Origin of the sequence: Paucibacter sp. XJ19-41, assembly GCF_028462495.1 — a bacterium.
GTDB lineage: Bacteria > Pseudomonadota > Gammaproteobacteria > Burkholderiales > Burkholderiaceae_C > Roseateles_E.
The window spans coordinates 1-15,050 of record NZ_JAQOWX010000003.1; the positions used below are offsets into that span (position 1 = coordinate 1).

12 protein-coding genes are annotated in these 15,050 nt (G+C 60.8%); 9 read left to right on the forward strand and 3 right to left on the reverse strand.

From position 1 onward, the window contains the following. Positions 1-84: 84 nt before the first annotated feature. Positions 85-1,296 (forward strand): glycosyltransferase, encoded by a 1,212-nt coding sequence (locus PO768_RS01385; RefSeq protein ID WP_272644569.1) that lies wholly within the window; start codon positions 85-87, stop codon positions 1,294-1,296. An 88-nt stretch (positions 1,297-1,384) separates the two neighbouring features. Here PO768_RS01385 and PO768_RS01390 read toward each other — a convergent pair whose 3' ends face one another. Further along, positions 1,385-2,425 carry an EDSAP-1 family PEP-CTERM protein gene (locus PO768_RS01390; RefSeq protein ID WP_272644570.1) on the reverse strand — a complete coding sequence of 347 codons (1,041 nt, stop codon included), beginning with the start codon at positions 2,423-2,425 and terminating at the stop codon, positions 1,385-1,387. 206 nt (positions 2,426-2,631) lie between these two features. Then, positions 2,632-5,403, reverse strand: a complete 2,772-nt coding sequence (prsT, locus tag PO768_RS01395; protein WP_272644571.1) for an XrtA/PEP-CTERM system TPR-repeat protein PrsT — start codon at positions 5,401-5,403, stop codon at positions 2,632-2,634. Between prsT and PO768_RS01400 the strand changes: the two genes are divergently transcribed. Then, positions 5,404-5,541 (forward strand): hypothetical protein, encoded by a 138-nt coding sequence (locus tag PO768_RS01400; protein WP_272644572.1) that lies wholly within the window; start codon positions 5,404-5,406, stop codon positions 5,539-5,541. 2 nt (positions 5,542-5,543) lie between these two features. Here PO768_RS01400 and PO768_RS01405 read toward each other — a convergent pair whose 3' ends face one another. Continuing rightward, on the reverse strand, positions 5,544-6,635 hold the full coding sequence (locus PO768_RS01405; protein WP_272644573.1) for a nitroreductase family protein: 1,092 nt from the start codon (positions 6,633-6,635) through the stop codon (positions 5,544-5,546). 171 nt (positions 6,636-6,806) lie between these two features. Here PO768_RS01405 and PO768_RS01410 point away from each other — a divergent pair, with 171 nt between their 5' ends. The 7 genes from PO768_RS01410 (at position 6,807) to wecB (ending at position 15,036) form a co-directional block, all read left to right on the forward strand. Further along, a complete protein-coding gene (locus PO768_RS01410) occupies positions 6,807-7,682 on the forward strand; it encodes a ThiF family adenylyltransferase (RefSeq protein ID WP_272644574.1) in 876 nt (291 codons plus the stop codon). A gap of 377 nt (positions 7,683-8,059) precedes the next feature. After that, positions 8,060-8,650 carry an XrtA/PEP-CTERM system exopolysaccharide export protein gene (locus PO768_RS01415; RefSeq protein ID WP_272644641.1) on the forward strand — a complete coding sequence of 197 codons (591 nt, stop codon included), beginning with the start codon at positions 8,060-8,062 and terminating at the stop codon, positions 8,648-8,650. 92 nt (positions 8,651-8,742) lie between these two features. Beyond that, on the forward strand, positions 8,743-10,323 hold the full coding sequence (locus PO768_RS01420; protein ID WP_272644575.1) for an XrtA system polysaccharide chain length determinant: 1,581 nt from the start codon (positions 8,743-8,745) through the stop codon (positions 10,321-10,323). Continuing rightward, complete coding sequence (locus PO768_RS01425) at positions 10,324-11,259, forward strand: XrtA-associated tyrosine autokinase (RefSeq protein ID WP_272644576.1); 936 nt, start codon at positions 10,324-10,326, stop codon at positions 11,257-11,259. Positions 11,260-11,317: 58 nt separating this feature from the next. Then, positions 11,318-12,799 carry a TIGR03016 family PEP-CTERM system-associated outer membrane protein gene (locus tag PO768_RS01430; RefSeq protein WP_272644577.1) on the forward strand — a complete coding sequence of 494 codons (1,482 nt, stop codon included), beginning with the start codon at positions 11,318-11,320 and terminating at the stop codon, positions 12,797-12,799. 3 nt (positions 12,800-12,802) lie between these two features. Then, on the forward strand, positions 12,803-13,906 hold the full coding sequence (locus PO768_RS01435) for an XrtA/PEP-CTERM system-associated ATPase (protein ID WP_272644578.1): 1,104 nt from the start codon (positions 12,803-12,805) through the stop codon (positions 13,904-13,906). Continuing rightward, positions 13,903-15,036, forward strand: coding sequence for a non-hydrolyzing UDP-N-acetylglucosamine 2-epimerase (gene wecB / locus PO768_RS01440; RefSeq protein WP_272644579.1), 1,134 nt, complete (start codon positions 13,903-13,905; stop codon positions 15,034-15,036). The genes PO768_RS01435 and wecB overlap by 4 nt, the downstream gene beginning before the upstream one ends. The last annotated feature ends 14 nt before the right edge of the window (positions 15,037-15,050 follow it).

Genomic DNA, 15,050 nt, shown 5'->3' on the forward strand with positions numbered 1-15,050 from the left:
CGCGCTGGTCAGGCCGCGACCGTCTGACTTAAACCAACTGGCCTCCGCGGAAGCCGGGGCGATTCAATGGCATGGAGTCTTGACATGGCAAGAAAAAAAATACTCTTTGTTGCCGAAGCGGTGTCTTTGGCCCATGTGGCGAGGCCCAGCATTTTGGCGGAGTCGCTGGGTGCCGAGTCCTATGACATCGTCTTTGCAAGCAACGGGCAGTTCCCGATCTGCGAGAACCGTAGCGAGTGGGCTCAGTATCAGCTGGAGAGTATTTCTCCGAAGACGTTTCTTCAGCGCTTGGCGAGCGGCAGTCCGGTCTACACAGAGATGGAATTGCAAGCCTATGTCGAGGCGGACATTCAGGCGCTGGAGCTGCTGCAGCCGGATGCGGTGGTGTCCGACTTCCGACTTTCGATGACGATTGCCGCACGCCAACTGGGCATCCCCCTACTTGCCGTCTGCAATGCGTACTGGAGTCCCTATGCGGCCGATCAGCAGGTTCGAGCACCTGATTTGCCGGCCGCAAGGTTTTTGGGTTTTCCGCTGATGGATCGGGTTTTCTCGGCTGTCTGGCCAGTGGCCAGCCGCTATCACTGCCGGGCTATCAACAAGGTCAGAGCCCGTTACGGACTGGTACCGGTCCGCTCGCTTCGAGACTATTACTGCGATGGTGATGTGGTGCTGTACTCAGATACCCCCAGCTTGGTACCAACGCATTCGCTACCGGATTCGCATCACTACATCGGCCCGATCGTTTGGTCGCCGAGCATGGCTTTGCCGGACTGGTGGGATGAAGCTTTGGCCCAGACAGCGCCGCGGGTCTATATCACACTCGGCTCGACCGGCAATGTCGATCTGCTGCCCGCCATCGTGACGGCCTGCCGTGAGGCGGGCTTGATCTGTCTTGTTGCTACCGCTGGGCGCCGCGGGCTGGGCTCGGCCCCCCCCGATGTCTATGCAGCGCCATTTCTGCCCGGTAACTTGGCGGCTGCAGCGGCCGAGTTGGTGATTTGCAATGGCGGCAACCCGACCGCTTCGCAGGCGCTCCAGATGGGCAAGCCGGTGCTTGGAATCTGCTCAAACCTGGATCAGGTGCTGAATATGATTGCAGTTCAGCGTGCTGGTGCCGGTCTGCTGATGCGAGCCGGGGAATTTTCACCTGTGCGGGCCCGGCTGTCCATTGCCGAGCTCTTGCGGCCCGAGGCTGCTTATCGAATCAGGGCTCAGGCCTTGCAGCATGAGTTTGCTGCGAATTTTGATCCGACCCGAAATTTTCCCCGCCTGCTGGCTGAGTACATAGGTTGAGCCGGCAGGCCGCAAGGCTGAGGGCTTCCAAAACAAGGAAAAAGGCCCCGAAGGGCCTTTTGTCGAACAAGCACGAGAGGCTCGCGCTTTAGGCTTGCTTGCGACGACGGGTGGTCAGTGCCAGACCAGCCAAGGCGACGCCCAGCAGGGCCAGGGCGTCAGGCTCCGGAACTTCACGAACGATCGAAGTCGAGGACACAGCGTTCAGCGCCAGCGTGTAGGTGCCGGCACCAAGGCCGAAGATGCGGATGCCGAAGCTGGCAAACACATCACCGACGTCAAAGCTGTTGTCATGCGCGCTGGGGTTGTTGCTGGTCGAGGTGTTGAAGTTCAGGTCGGAACCATCAGCAGTCTCAATGCAGGTCACGCCAGCCAGCAATCCAGACACATCGCAGTTGTTGCCTGCCGTGCCCTGCGGGCTCCAGCTGACAGAACCGCCGCCGTCATCACCCGAGCGTGTCAGCGTAAAGGTGACATTGGAATTGGTCTGGGACAGGTAGGCGCCTGCGCTGCCATCGATCTGGCTACGCTGATCAACGTCAGCCAGGAAGCTCAGGTCCAGGACAGAGCCAACGCTGCCGCCACCGACCACGATGGTGGTCTGCAGCGTGGTGTTGGATTGCTGCTCGACATTGGCCTGTGCCGAACCATTGGTATTCAGCAGCGATTCGGCAATTTGCTCCAGATTGGTCGGGACGCCGCCAACCAGCTGTGCCGAGTTGATCAGGGAGTCCGAATGGCTGTAGGTCTGGAGTTGGTTGGTGCCAACAAAGCTGAAGTCGTTCTGACCCCGGCCCACAGTCGAGCCGCCGGCGATCGCCACGCCTGCATCCAGCACCGGGCCAGCGCCGCAGTTCGTGGTGCCAAGGGCGGCGTTGCCATTACAGGCTGCGCTGGTAAATGCACCGCCAGCACTGTTGATGACCGCAGTGTTGGCTTGATTGAAGGTGTAGCCCTGTGCCGTCGAGGTCGGGTTGCCGGTGTTGCCATCGAGCACGGCGATGGCCAAATCCTGAACCTTCAGATGAGAAACGCCATAGACATAAGCGTGTGCCGACGTGGCGCCGAACAGCGCAGCACAAGCGGCCGACACCGCAGCGAGCGTGCTCAGTTTTGCTAGTTTGATCATGGTCTTCGGTCCTTTAAGAAGCGGAGACGGATATCGCCTCGGTCGCTGGAGCAAATAAAGCACAAGCCGTGCCAGATCTATTAAGTCGTTGATTTGAAACATGAAAAACTGAAAATTTCATGTGCGCGCTGACGCTGCGACTGGGTTTGTAAAGAAAACCGACAAATTCGGCTTGAGGCTGACTCAGCACGGCCTGGCGAATGCGCTCAGATCGTCTTCAGCAATCGGTCGACCTCGGTATGTGCGGGGAACTTGTCCCCCAGCTTCTCGAGGGTTTTGAGTTCGGCCATCGCTGCCGGTTTGTTGCCTGCTTGCAGCAGCAGCTTGGCCAAGTTGAGACGCAGCACTTGTTGCTCGGGCGCAAGGCTCAAGGCCTTTCGCTGCAGTTCAAGAGCGCGCTCGACTCGACCTTCTGCAGCCAAGGCTGTGGCCAGCGTATCCATCAGGCCAGGGGTGTCAGGCGCGAGCTTCAGTGCGCGTTCGGCAAACTCGGCGGCGCCCGGCTTTTTCTGTTGGGCCATGGTCCATGCGACATTGTTCAGGGCGGCAGTATTGTTGGCTTGCCGGCTCAGCACTTGGCGAAACTGCTTCTCAGCCTTTTCGTACTCCCCGCGAGTCATTGCGAGGTCGCCCAGATAGGCCATGAAGGCGATGTCCTGCGGAGAGTTGGCGAGCCAGCGGGCCGCCGTCTCGTCGGCATCCTTAGTCTGGCCTGCGGTCATCTGTGCGGCGTGAAGTCGGGTCGCGATGTCGGTACGGGGAATCTGCTGCAATGCGCGGCGGTAGCTTGCGATCATTGCCTCCGTGTTGTTGCGAGACGCCTCAATGGTCGCCTCCATTTCGTAGCCGACAACTTCCTTGGGGCGCTGCTGTTGCACCGTCTTGGCAACCCTCAAAGCATCCTGAGGTCTCTTGTCGGTCAGCGCCACTGTGATCAGCATGCGCTGTACAGGCAAGTAATTGGGATACATCTCCAGCGCTTGACGCAAGCTCTGCTCGGCCGCAGCCGAATCCTTCGCTGCCAGGTGGACGCCGGCAGTGCGAACCAAGGCGCGCGTCGAGCGCGGCTCAAGGCCGGCCAGCTTCTTGAAGCTGGCAAGGGCTTGGAGTTTTTCGCCGGCAGCTTGTTGAGCGCGGCCCAGAGCGTCTAACAGATCGGCGTTGCCGGGCAGGGCGGTGATCGCACTCTGTGCCGTCTCGAGCGCACCCTTGTGTTCCTTGTTTTGGAGTTGAAGTTCGACCAGCAGCAGTCTCGGCTCGGCCGCTTGCGGATTGAGCTTGATTGCTGCACCAAGCATGCTGGTGATCTCGGATGCGGGGGCTTTTTCGAGAATGCGGATCTTGGTCTGGCCCAGCAGGGCCGCCAGATTCTGCGGGTCGGCGGCAAGCATCGCATCGAAGCGTTTTTTTGCATCGGCTGGCTTGTTTGCCTGCAGATCCAGCGTAGCCAGGCTTGTCACGGCAGGCAGGTAAACCGGATCCAGGCTCAGGGCTTTCTCGAAGCTGCTGCGGGCTGCCGCAACATCGTTGCGAGCCAGATTTACCCGGCCCCGCAGATTGTCTGCTACGGCACTGCCCGGCTCTTGCTTTGCTTGCAGTCGGTCGATTGCCTTGAGCGCAGTATCGAACTGGCCCTCACGCAACAAGAGCGTGATCAGTGTGAGATCTGCGTATGTCCCCTTGTCAGCGGTCGCGATCCGGCGCAGTTCCGTAATGGTCGCGTTGATGCCAACGCTGCCTTGCCTGGCCAGCGCCAGCATGGTCTTGTTGTTGGGATTTTCGGGGTCCAGTTTGACCGCTTCAGCAAAACTCTTGCTGGCTTGCTCAGGTGTACCACTTAGCACATAGGCCTCGCCGGCCAGTGCATAGATATCGGCGCCAGCATCACCGCGGACAATCAATGGCTGCAGCGTGCTCAGTGCCTTGTCTGGCTGCCCCATGCGGATCTGTGTCTGCGCCAGTTGTTTGCGCGCAATGCGCAGGTCTGGCTGTAGGGACAGGGCTTTGCTGAGCGAGCGCTCGGACTCCAGCAGCGCACCGCTGTTGAACTGAATAATGCCGGCCAACTGGAGTGCTTGCGGGTTGTCGGGCATGACTTTGAGTACTTGGGCAATCTTGTCCCTTGCCGACTCGAGTTGCTTCTGGGTCAGTGCCAACTGGGCTTCGGCCATCAGGGTTTGCGGGTGTCCCGGGTGCTTGGCCCGGAGTTCGGTCGCATGCTGAGTTGCAGTCTTCACATCGCGCTGTTGCATGGCAATGCTGAACAGCCCAGCCCGTGCAGGCAAGGAGGCCGGGTCCAGGCTCAGGGCTTGAGTCATTGCCTGCGCTGCACCAGCAAAGTCACCCCGGCTGCGCAGGATGTCGCCTTTCTGCATCCAGGCCTGGACGTTCTTGGGGTCGGTGGCGATGGCGAGTTCGATCAGTGCGAGCGCTTGATCATGCGCCCCTTTGCTAGACGCCAAGCCAGCCTGCAGTATCAGCGCAGGCGGGAAGTCCGGTGTGGCCAGCAGGGCAGCTTCGGTGGCAGCTTGTGCCTTTTCGGTCTCGCCCAAGAGTGCGTGTGCAGAGGCGATCGTGGTCTTCAACTCGGCCAAGGCTTTGGCATCATCGAGGCGCTCGATGGCGAAATCGGCCAGGAGCTTGGGGGCCTGCTGACTAAGAAGCATGGCCTTTGCCAGTGCGGGAATGACTGTTTCCTTTGGGTAGCCCTGATCGAGTGCTTTGCGTAATTCGAAGGACGCCGAATTGGCGTCCCCCGTATCAAGCAAAGCTTTACCGAGCAGGAATCGGGCTTCGGCCAGATCGGGCTGTTTCTGCAGTGCCAACTTGAGTTCGATGATGGCCGCCTGGAGATTTTTCTTCTCCAGACTGGTTCGCGCGATGCTTAGTTGCTCCTGCGCGGTAGGCTCGCTGCAGCCGCCAAGAAGAAGCATCGTGCCGACAACTGCGGCGATCAGGGGATGGTGAGGAGCGGCCATGTGGGCACCAATTGGTTCAGGGTTTTGAAAAAGCGAGCAGCGCAGCAATCGGGCATCAATGAGATTAGCATCGACTGTGCCCGGCCGAAAATTGCGGAAGACGCCGACCTGCGGGACATGCTGCTGCCGACTGCCTAGCTTCAGCGTGCCTTCGGGTGGTTGGTGATCAGCAATTCGTCCAGCGGTCTGCGTACTGATCGTGATTGCGCCGGATCGCCTGCACCAACACGACCCATATAGACGGTTCGATTGGCAACGTCCTCACCCAGCAACTGATGCAACTGTGTCCTGACGCGGCCGGCGGCCCCGGCAGTGCCGGTGATTGCGGAGAACGAGCGGCCTTGGCTTGAATAGCGAGCAAACACGAGGGGTGTGATCTCGGGCTGCATAAGCAGACCCAGTTCCGTCAGTTTCAGCCATAGGCGCTGCATGGCTCGACCGGCCTGCACATAGTCGTCAATGCTCTGCGGGGGACGTGCTGTATGGAGCGCGTAGTGCGCGGCGCATCGCAAGCTGGGTAGAAAGTCCATTTGCAGCCGAGGTGCCCAAGTGCCCGCGAGAAAACGATTGAAAAACTGCACACGATCCCAACTCTTCATCACGAAGCGCATCAAGCGGGTGGTGGCTGCGTCGACGCCCAGTGCTTGGTCGGGTACTTTGGTAGCGCTGAACTGGCAATCCCAGTCGATGATGTCGCAATGCACCCGGTAGGCTTCGGGCGTGGTCAGGCGCAGCCGGGCCGAGCGGAACATCAGCAGGGCGGTCTGCAGCCGGCTGGCAAAGCCCTCCAGCCAATGAATCTGATAGCCGGCAGGCAGGCAGTCCTGCAACTGCTGTTTCTCGGCCTTGCTCAGCGCGCGGGTGCTCAGTGGTCGGCGCTGCACGCTGCGGCGTTCGATCTGCTCGATCAGTGCGTCCCGCCTCACGCTTGGGTCGACGTGCAAGCGCAGATCGAAAGTCGGCGTCGATTCCGGCAGCCCGGTCCGCCTGCTGATCTCCAGGCCCAGGCCATGGGCGCTCGCGGCGATCGCGGCGGTTTCAAGCAGGGCGCCCAGCGAAATCTGGCTTGGATGCCCGTCAAGGTCATAGACGCAGTGCTCTCGCGTATCGAAACCATGCACAACGACATGCTCGGGCGAGATGATCTCGAAGCGCCAGGGCTGGGTGTTGTCGCCGCTGGGTGCCCAACGGGCGAGGTCCAGAATCTGCAGAACTTGCTCTCGAGTCGGCATGATGCGGGTGCTTCAGAAAAGGTTGCTCATGGTATACAAAGACCCCCCAGAAAAGCTGCTCAAGGCGGGCTTGGGTCTGCCGCAGTCGTGTTTGGATTTACAGGTGCTGGCGAACTGCCGATGATGAGGCTGCCGCGCCACTGAAGGTCGGAAGAAAGAAGAGAGGTGCACTTGGAGCCGACATTGACATTTGATTATGAGCGCGCCTTTTCGCGAAATATCGGCTGGGTCTCCGTCGCGGAGCAGGCGCGATTGCGTCAGGCGCGGGTGGCGATAGCCGGCCTTGGTGGGGTTGGCGGGGCTCATCTGCTGACCTTGGCGCGTTTGGGGCTGAGCAAGTTCAATATTGCCGACTTCGATGATTTCGAGGTCCACAATTTCAATCGCCAAGTTGGCGCCACGATGTCGACTTTGGGGCGTCCCAAGGCGCAAGTGCTCGCCGAAATGGCCAAGGACATCAATCCCGAGGCCGATGTGCGGGTGTATCCAGCCGGCGTCACTGCCGAGAATATTGGCGAATTCCTAGCCGATGTTGACGTCTATGTGGATGGCATCGATGTTTTTGCCATCGAGGCACGGCGCAGCCTGTTCCAGTTGTGTCACGAGCGCAAGATCCCTGCGCTGACGGCGGCACCGCTGGGCATGGGTGTTTCTTTGCTGTATTTCAAGCCGGGAGGGCTGAGTTTCGAAAACTACTTTCGGCTTGAGGGGCATACCAAACAGGAGCAATACGCGCGATTCATCGCCGGACTGTCGCCTGCCATGCTGCAGCGCTCCTATTTGGTGGTGCCCGAGGCGGTTAATTTCGTCGAGAAGCGCGGGCCGTCCACCATGATGGCCTGCGATCTGTGTGCCGGCATGATGGGAACTTCGGTGCTGAAGGTCTTGCTGGGGCGCGGCGCTCTGCGTGCGGCACCCTGGTCGCTGCAGTTTGATGGGTATCGCCAGAAGCTGAGCTTTGCCTGGCGCCCCCTGGGCAACGCAAATCCGCTGCAGCAATTGCTGCTGAGCTTTATCCGACCGGTGTTGCGAGGGCGCAGCAAGTAAGCCGAGTCGCTTGCGGCGCGTGGCCCGTTTTGGCCCTGTGGCGGGCAGTCGGGCGGTGCACGCCCCTACTCGGGGGATAGCCTTGTCGCTGGGGCTGAGGTGCAATCGCGGCCTGTGAACCGGGTGCTCGGTGAGGCAGGTGCCAAGGGTGTCAACTAGTGGGCATCTGCCATGGCGGCTTGGTCCGTATTCCCAGGTTTGTTTGCCCTACTGCTGTGGCATGATCCATTGCGCTGGGGCCTCGCAGGCATCGGTATTCAGTCCGAACATGTCATGCCCTTGGATGCTGTACGGGTCCACACAAGACCAACTGATTTTTGAGAGGACTTGCCTTGAATACTCGCATTGCTTCCACTTCGCGCGGACTCGGTCTGGCTTTGCTGGTGGCGGCCGCTGGCCTGTTTGCCGGTTGTGCCAGCAACAGCTCCAAGTACCCGGCAGCGCCTGTTTCTGCTGCGACCCAGGACTACAGCTACATCGTCGGTGCCGGTGACAATCTCAATATCATTGTCTGGCGCAACCCCGAATTGTCAATGTCGGTGCCTGTGCGCCCCGATGGCAAGATCTCGACGCCGCTGGTCGATGAAATGGTGGCCCAGGGCAAGAATTCTGTGGAAATCGCCCGCGATATCGAAAAGCAACTCGGCCGCTATGTGCGTGATCCGGTCGTGACGGTGATCGTGACAGGCTTTGTCGGCCCCTTCAGCGAACAGATCCGCGTGCTCGGCGAGGCCGCGAAGCCGCAATTCCTGCCCTACAAGCAAAAGATGACCCTGCTGGACGTGATGATCGCGGTCGGTGGCTTGACCGACTTTGCCGCCGGCAATCAAGCGACGATTTTGCGTTCATCCGAGGGCAACAAGCAGTACTCGGTTCGCTTGACCGATCTGATCAAGCGTGGCGAGGTGTCGGCCAATGTGGAAATGCGGCCCGGTGACATCCTGATCATTCCGCAAAGCCTGTTCTGAATCCAGACCGGGTTTCGAGCCCCCTGGCGACCTGAGTTCAGGGGTTTCTTGTCTATTGCCAGCGTGCCTTGCTTGTCTGCAGGCGAATCTAGATGGATTTATTGATAGCCCAGATTCTTTCCATTGCACGCAGCATGTGGAAGTACCGCTGGCCCGGCGTCCTGGTGGCCTGGGTGACCGGGGCCGTGTGTGCGACGGTCGTGTTCATGATGCCGGATCGCTATCAGGCCAGCGCCCGCATCTATGTGGATACTCAGTCGATTCTGAAACCGCTGATGTCGGGTCTGGCCGTGCAGCCCAATGTTGAGCAGCAGGTCGTGATGCTCAGTCGCACCTTGATCAGCCGGCCGAATGTCGAGAAGCTGGTTCGCATGGCCGATCTCGACCTGAAGAATCAATCCAAAGCCCAGCAGGAAGCCACGATCGAGGCCGTGACCAAGTCGCTGTCGATCGGCAGCACGGCCCGGGACAACCTCTACACCCTCTCTTATCGCGACGAGGATCCTGAGACGGCCAAGCGGGTGGTTCAGTCCCTGGTGTCCATCTTCGTCGAGTCCAGCCTCGGCGCCAGCCGCAAGGACACAGCCACCGCCGCGACCTTCATCAACGAGCAGATCAAGAACTACGAGGCCAAGCTCGAAGAGGCCGAAGGGCGTCTGAAGGAATTTCGCTTGCGCAACCTGCAGACCATGTCCAGCGATGGCCGCGATTCGGCCTCACGCCTGACCGAGATGAGCGCTCAGCTTGAACGCGCCAAGCTGGAGTTGCGCGAGGCCGAGAATGCCCGCGATGCGACCAAGCAGCAAATGGACGGTGAGCGTTCGCGCAGTTCAAATACCACCACCCAGAGCCTGTTGCAGGAATCCGCCTTGAGTGTGGCTACACCCGAGATCGACTCGCGCCTCGAGATGCAGCGCCGCAATCTGGATGCCTTGTTGCAGCGCTACACCGATCAGCACCCCGACATCATCAGCACGCGCAAGCTGATCGCCGATCTTGAGGAGCAGAAGAAGCTCGAAGTGGCAAGTTTGCGCAAGGCTGCGATGGCAGCGCCACCAGGACTGGGCGCAGGATCGACTTTGGTTCAACAGGAACTCAGTCGCATGCTGGCTACCACCGAGGTCCAGGTGGCCTCCCTGCGAGCTCGTGTCGCCGAATACTCGAGCCGTTACGGCCAGGCCCTGGCTGCATTGAAGACAGCGCCACAACTGGAGGCTGAGGCGGCCCAGTTGAATCGAGACTACGCGATTCACAAGAAAAACTACGAAGATCTGGTGGCGCGGCGTGAGTCGGCGACGATGTCAGGTGAACTCGATGTGGCGTCCGGCGTTGCAGACTTTCGTCTGATCGACCCGCCTCGGGCCTCGTCCAAGCCGGTGGCTCCGAACCGTTTGCTGTTGTTGGGGGGGGCATTGGCTGTTGCCCTTGCCGCCGGCTTGTTCACCGCCTTCGCCGCCAGCCAGCTGCGTCCGGTTTTTCACGATGGCAATCAGCTCCGGTTGCGCACCGAGTTGCCGGTGCTGGGCGTGGTGTCGCGCCTGGCAACCGAGGTTGAACGCCGCAAGGAGCGCGTCGACCTGCTTCGCTTCGGCGCCGCATCGGGTGGTTTGGTCGGGGTTTTTGCCCTCGGTTTGGTGGTGATGGCGCTGCTGATCAGCAGACAGGCGGGTTGAATGAGTAGTCTCATCGAACAGGCGGCGCAGCGTCTTGAGCAACTGCGCAATGCCGGCGTGGTTTTGCCTGGCGATACGCTCAACAAGGGAAGCGAGCCGGTATCTGCTGCATTGCCGCTTCGCGACGCACCAGTTCGCGAGGTGATTGAGGAGCCAGTGGCACAGCCTCAATCCAAGAAGGTGGAACTGGATCTGCATGCCTTGGCGGCGCAAGGATTGCTGACGCCCAACGCGCCGCGTACACATATTGCCGATCAGTACCGTGTCATCAAAAGGCCATTGATCAAGAACGCGATGGGTAAAGGGGCAGCAACCCTCAATCATGCCAATCTGATCATGGTGACCAGTGCCCTTGCCGGTGAGGGCAAGAGCTTCACGTCGCTGAATTTGGCGATGAGTATTGCGGCGGAGATGGACAACACGGTGATGCTGGTCGATGCCGATGTGGCTCGTCCGTCTGTCCTGCGCATGCTGGGTCTTCCACAAGGGCCGGGTCTGCTGGATGTGCTGGAGGATCAGGTGGACATGGCCAGTGTCTTGCTGCGCACCAATGTCGACAAACTGACGATACTGCCCAGCGGTACGCCGCATGCACGTGCAACTGAACTGCTCGCCAGCGATGCCATGAGTCATCTGCTCGAAGACATGGCCAATAGGTATCCTGATCGGATCATCATCTTTGACTCGCCACCCTTGTTGTTGACCACCGAGTCGCGCGTGCTGGCCTCTCATATGGGGCAAATCGTCGTTGTGGTCCATGCTGACAAGACACCGCAAAGCGCAGTTCAGCAGGCCGTTGCGACGATCGAGTCCTGCCCGGTCAAGATGCTGTTGCTCAACCAGGCGCGGGCAAATGCGGCAGGTAGCTATGGCTATGGTTATGGCTACGGGTATGGCTATGGCTACGGGCATGACAATGCAATCCAGAAGGCTTGAGCGAAACCCAGTCTGGCGTCGCATTGATAGCGCTGCCCTGATGCGATGCCCGGTAGCCGTGCTGCTGCTTGTTCCGACGCTCAATGCCTGGGCGCAAGAATCAGGAGGCGCGCCGGCGCTATTGATTCAGCCGCGGCTGAGCCTGACGCAAACGCTGACCGATAATTTGCGCCTGACGAGCCAAGGCAAAGATGCGGCGCTGATCACGAACATTGCACCGGGCATCAGTCTTGTTCGGAATACGGGTCGCATCAAGGGGTCGCTGGACTACGCACTGAACAGCCTCACGTACACCAAGAGTTCGGAAGCAAGTCAGTTACAGAATGCCTTGGCGGCCAAGCTGACCGCCGAGGCGGTAGAGGACTGGTTGTTTGTCGATATGCAGGCTTCCGTGTCGCAGCAGGCGATCTCGGCTTTCGGTCAGCAGGCGGCCGATCCTTCTCTGGCCAACGGCAATCAGTCCGAAGTCGCGAGTCTCGCGGTTTCGCCTTATGTCAAGGGGCAGTTGGCTGGTCTGGTCGGATACGACCTGCGCACCAATCTGACCGAGTCTCGCGCGAAGGACTCCGTCGCCGGTGATGTGAGCGGTCGCAGCGTGGCGATGCGTTTGAATGGACTGGGTGGAACGAAGCTGTTGAACTGGGTTGCATCGCTGAGCGACCAGCGCACCCAAGCCCGTGGCAGTCGTGATGTTCAGCAGCTTTCGACCACCGCTACCTTGTTGATCACGCCCGATATTGAGTGGAATGTCGGTCTGACGGCGGGGCGCGAGCGCAATGATTACACGACATTGTCTCGGGAGAGCAGTACGACCTACGGTGCTAACGCAAACTGGACACCGACACCTCGCACCAAGCTGCTGGCCGATTGGATGCGACACAGCTATGGAGACTCTCATACGCTGAGCTTGGAGCATCGCATGGCGCGTACTGTCTGGCGATTGTCAGACTCGCAATCGGTCAATACCGGTGGCCCGCAAGGCAATGCCGGGGCGATGACCAACTACGACCTGTACTTCCTTCAGTATGCGGGCCTGGTGCCCGATCCGAGGGAGCGCGATGTTTTTGTCCGCGCCTTGCTCGTCCGTTTGGGGCTGCCTCCTGGTTCATTGATCAACTCCGGCTTTCTCAGCGCCGCTCCGACCTTGTTGCGCAGCCGGTCTTTTTCGTTCTCATGGCAAGGCCTGCGAACCAGTGTGACCGCCATGCTGACGCAGAGTAAAAGCCGCCGTATCGATGTGCAGGGCCCAGCTGTTGACGACTTGTCTCAGTCGGCGCTCGTGCAGCAGCGTGGTCTCTCGCTGAGCCTGGCCCACCAACTGACACCCACCGACTCGGCGTCGCTGGTCTTTTCCCAGCAGCAAAGTCTGGGTGATCAACGCAGCCAGGGCACCGACCTGAAGTCATTGACAGCCAACTGGAATGGGCGCTTCGGGGCTCGGCTGAGTTGGCAATTGGGCCTGCGCCACAGCCGTTTCGAGAGCACGCAGCAGCCTTACCGCGAGAGCGCCGTGATCGCCACCCTTGTCCAGCAGTTCTAGCCCATGTATGAAGCTTTTTTCGGGCTGAGCAGCAAGCCGTTCCAACTCAGCCCCGACCCCAATTTCTACTTCGGTAGCAAGCAGCACCGGCGCGCCAAGGCCTATCTGGACTATGGCGTGCTGCGCAATGACGGCTTCATCGTCATCACCGGCGAGATCGGTGCCGGCAAGACCACCTTGCTGCGCGGCCTGCTGGACAGTCTGAACCGCAGCAATGTCGTGATCGGCAACCTGGTCACGACCCAGCTCGATGCCGAGGACACCTTGCGCATGGTCGGTGCGGCCTTCGGCGTGCGGGTCAAGGACCTGCCCAAGTCCGAGCTGTTGATGACCTTGGAGGCCTTCTTCGTCAATCAGACCAGCCAGGGCAAGCGCTGCCTGCTGATCGTTGATGAGGCGCAGAACCTGACGGCGCGGGCTGTCGAGGAGCTGCGCATGCTGTCCAACTTCCAGTTCGGCAACCAGTCTTTGCTGCAGACCTTCCTGGTCGGCCAGCCCGAGTTCCGCAACATCCTGCAGCGCCCCGAGATGGAACAGTTCCGCCAGCGTGTGGCGGCCACCTGCCATATCGGACCGCTCGACGAGGACGAGACCCAGCGCTATATCGAGCACCGCCTCAAGTGCGCCGGCAGCAGCGGCAAACCCAGCTTCGAGCTCGATGTCTTCCCGCTGATCTACAAGTCCAGCCAGGGCATACCGCGGCGTATCAACTCGCTGTGCGATCGCCTGCTGTTGCTGGGCTTCATGGGTGGCAAGACCCATCTGCAGGTGGCCGATGTCAATGAGGTGCTGCGCGATCTGGCCCAGGAGAGCGAGACACCGCTGAAGGCCAGCCATCACAATGGGGTCGCTGCCGGGGCGCCGCTGGATGTGGACCTGAGCCGGCTCAAGCTGGGCGATCTCAGCGGCCTGTCCGGCGAGATCGCGGCGCTGAATCAGGACCAGCAGTCCGAGCGGCTGCAGCGCCTGGAGAGCAGTCTGATCAGGCTGGAGCGCATCAATCTGCAGACCCTGGGTCTGCTACAAAAACTGGTGGAGGCGGTGCGCCCCGCCGGCGCAGCAGCCCCCAGCGCACCGATCACCGCCCCGACCGAGACCAAGCAATGACAGACGCAGTGACACTGGCCCCCGTGATGTGCGTGGTGGGCGCGCGACCCAACTTCATGAAGATGGCGCCCATCCTGCGGGCGCTGGCCGCTCATCAGCCGCCGATTCCGGCCCTGCTGGTGCATACCGGCCAGCACTACGACACCGATATGAGCAAGAAGCTCTTTGTCGACCTGGGCCTGCCGCAGCCGGACCTGAATCTCGAGGTCGGCTCCGGCAGCCATGCGCTGCAGACCGCCGAGGTGATGCGCCGCTTCGAGCCGGCGCTGGATGAGCACAAGCCCTCCTGCGTGCTGGTGGTCGGCGATGTCAATTCGACCCTGGCCTGCACGCTGGTGGCCGTCAAGAAAGGGGTGCCGGTGGCCCATGTCGAGGCCGGCCTGCGCAGCTATGACCGCAAGATGCCCGAGGAGATCAACCGTCTGCTGACCGACCAGGTGGCCGACCGCCTCTACACCACCGAGCGCAGCGCCGCCGACAATCTCGCCCGAGAGGGCATCGCGCTGGAGCGGGTCTGTTTCGCCGGCAATGTGATGATCGACTCGCTGGAGGCCAGCCGGCCGCTGGCGCGCGCGCCAGCGCAAACCTTGCGCGATCACGGTCTGGATACGGCCCTGGTGTCCGGGGCATACGGCGTTGTCACGCTGCACCGCCCGTCGAATGTCGATGAGGCCGCGACCCTGAAGCACCTGCTGGGCCTGCTGGCCCAGGTCGCGGAAGACCTGCCCCTGGTGTTCGCGCTGCACCCGCGTACCCGCAGCAATATCGAGCGCTTCGGCCTTCAGGCGATGCTGGACCCTTCCCGCGTGGCCCTGCTGCCGCCCCAGGGCTATCTGGAGATGCTGGGCCTGATGGCTGGCGCCGCCATCGTGCTGACCGACTCCGGCGGCCTGCAGGAAGAGACCACGGCTCTGGGCGTGCCCTGCCTGACCCTGCGCGAGAACACCGAGCGTCCGATCACGGTGGAGCAGGGTACCAATACCCTGATCGGGCTGGACGGCGAGGCCTTGCTGCATGGTGTGGCCGAGGTACTGGCCGGCCACGGCAAGCGCGGCCGTGTGCCTGAATACTGGGACGGCCATGCCGCCGAGCGCATCGCCGCCGATTTGTGGCATTGGCTCAAACCTTGACGAGAGCAGCCCTA

Excerpts from the sequence above, each read along its gene's own strand:
- PO768_RS01385 (WP_272644569.1), top strand. The coding sequence starts at position 85 with ATGGCAAGAAAAAAAATACTCTTTGTTGCCGAAGCGGTGTCTTTGGCC.
- PO768_RS01390 (WP_272644570.1), bottom strand. The coding sequence starts at position 2,425 with ATGATCAAACTAGCAAAACTGAGCACGCTCGCTGCGGTGTCGGCCGCT.
- prsT (WP_272644571.1), bottom strand. The coding sequence starts at position 5,403 with ATGGCCGCTCCTCACCATCCCCTGATCGCCGCAGTTGTCGGCACGATG.
- PO768_RS01405 (WP_272644573.1), bottom strand. The coding sequence starts at position 6,635 with ATGCCGACTCGAGAGCAAGTTCTGCAGATTCTGGACCTCGCCCGTTGG.
- PO768_RS01420 (WP_272644575.1), top strand. The coding sequence starts at position 8,743 with ATGGATTTATTGATAGCCCAGATTCTTTCCATTGCACGCAGCATGTGG.
- PO768_RS01425 (WP_272644576.1), top strand. The coding sequence starts at position 10,324 with ATGAGTAGTCTCATCGAACAGGCGGCGCAGCGTCTTGAGCAACTGCGC.
- PO768_RS01435 (WP_272644578.1), top strand. The coding sequence starts at position 12,803 with ATGTATGAAGCTTTTTTCGGGCTGAGCAGCAAGCCGTTCCAACTCAGC.
- wecB (WP_272644579.1), top strand. The coding sequence starts at position 13,903 with ATGACAGACGCAGTGACACTGGCCCCCGTGATGTGCGTGGTGGGCGCG.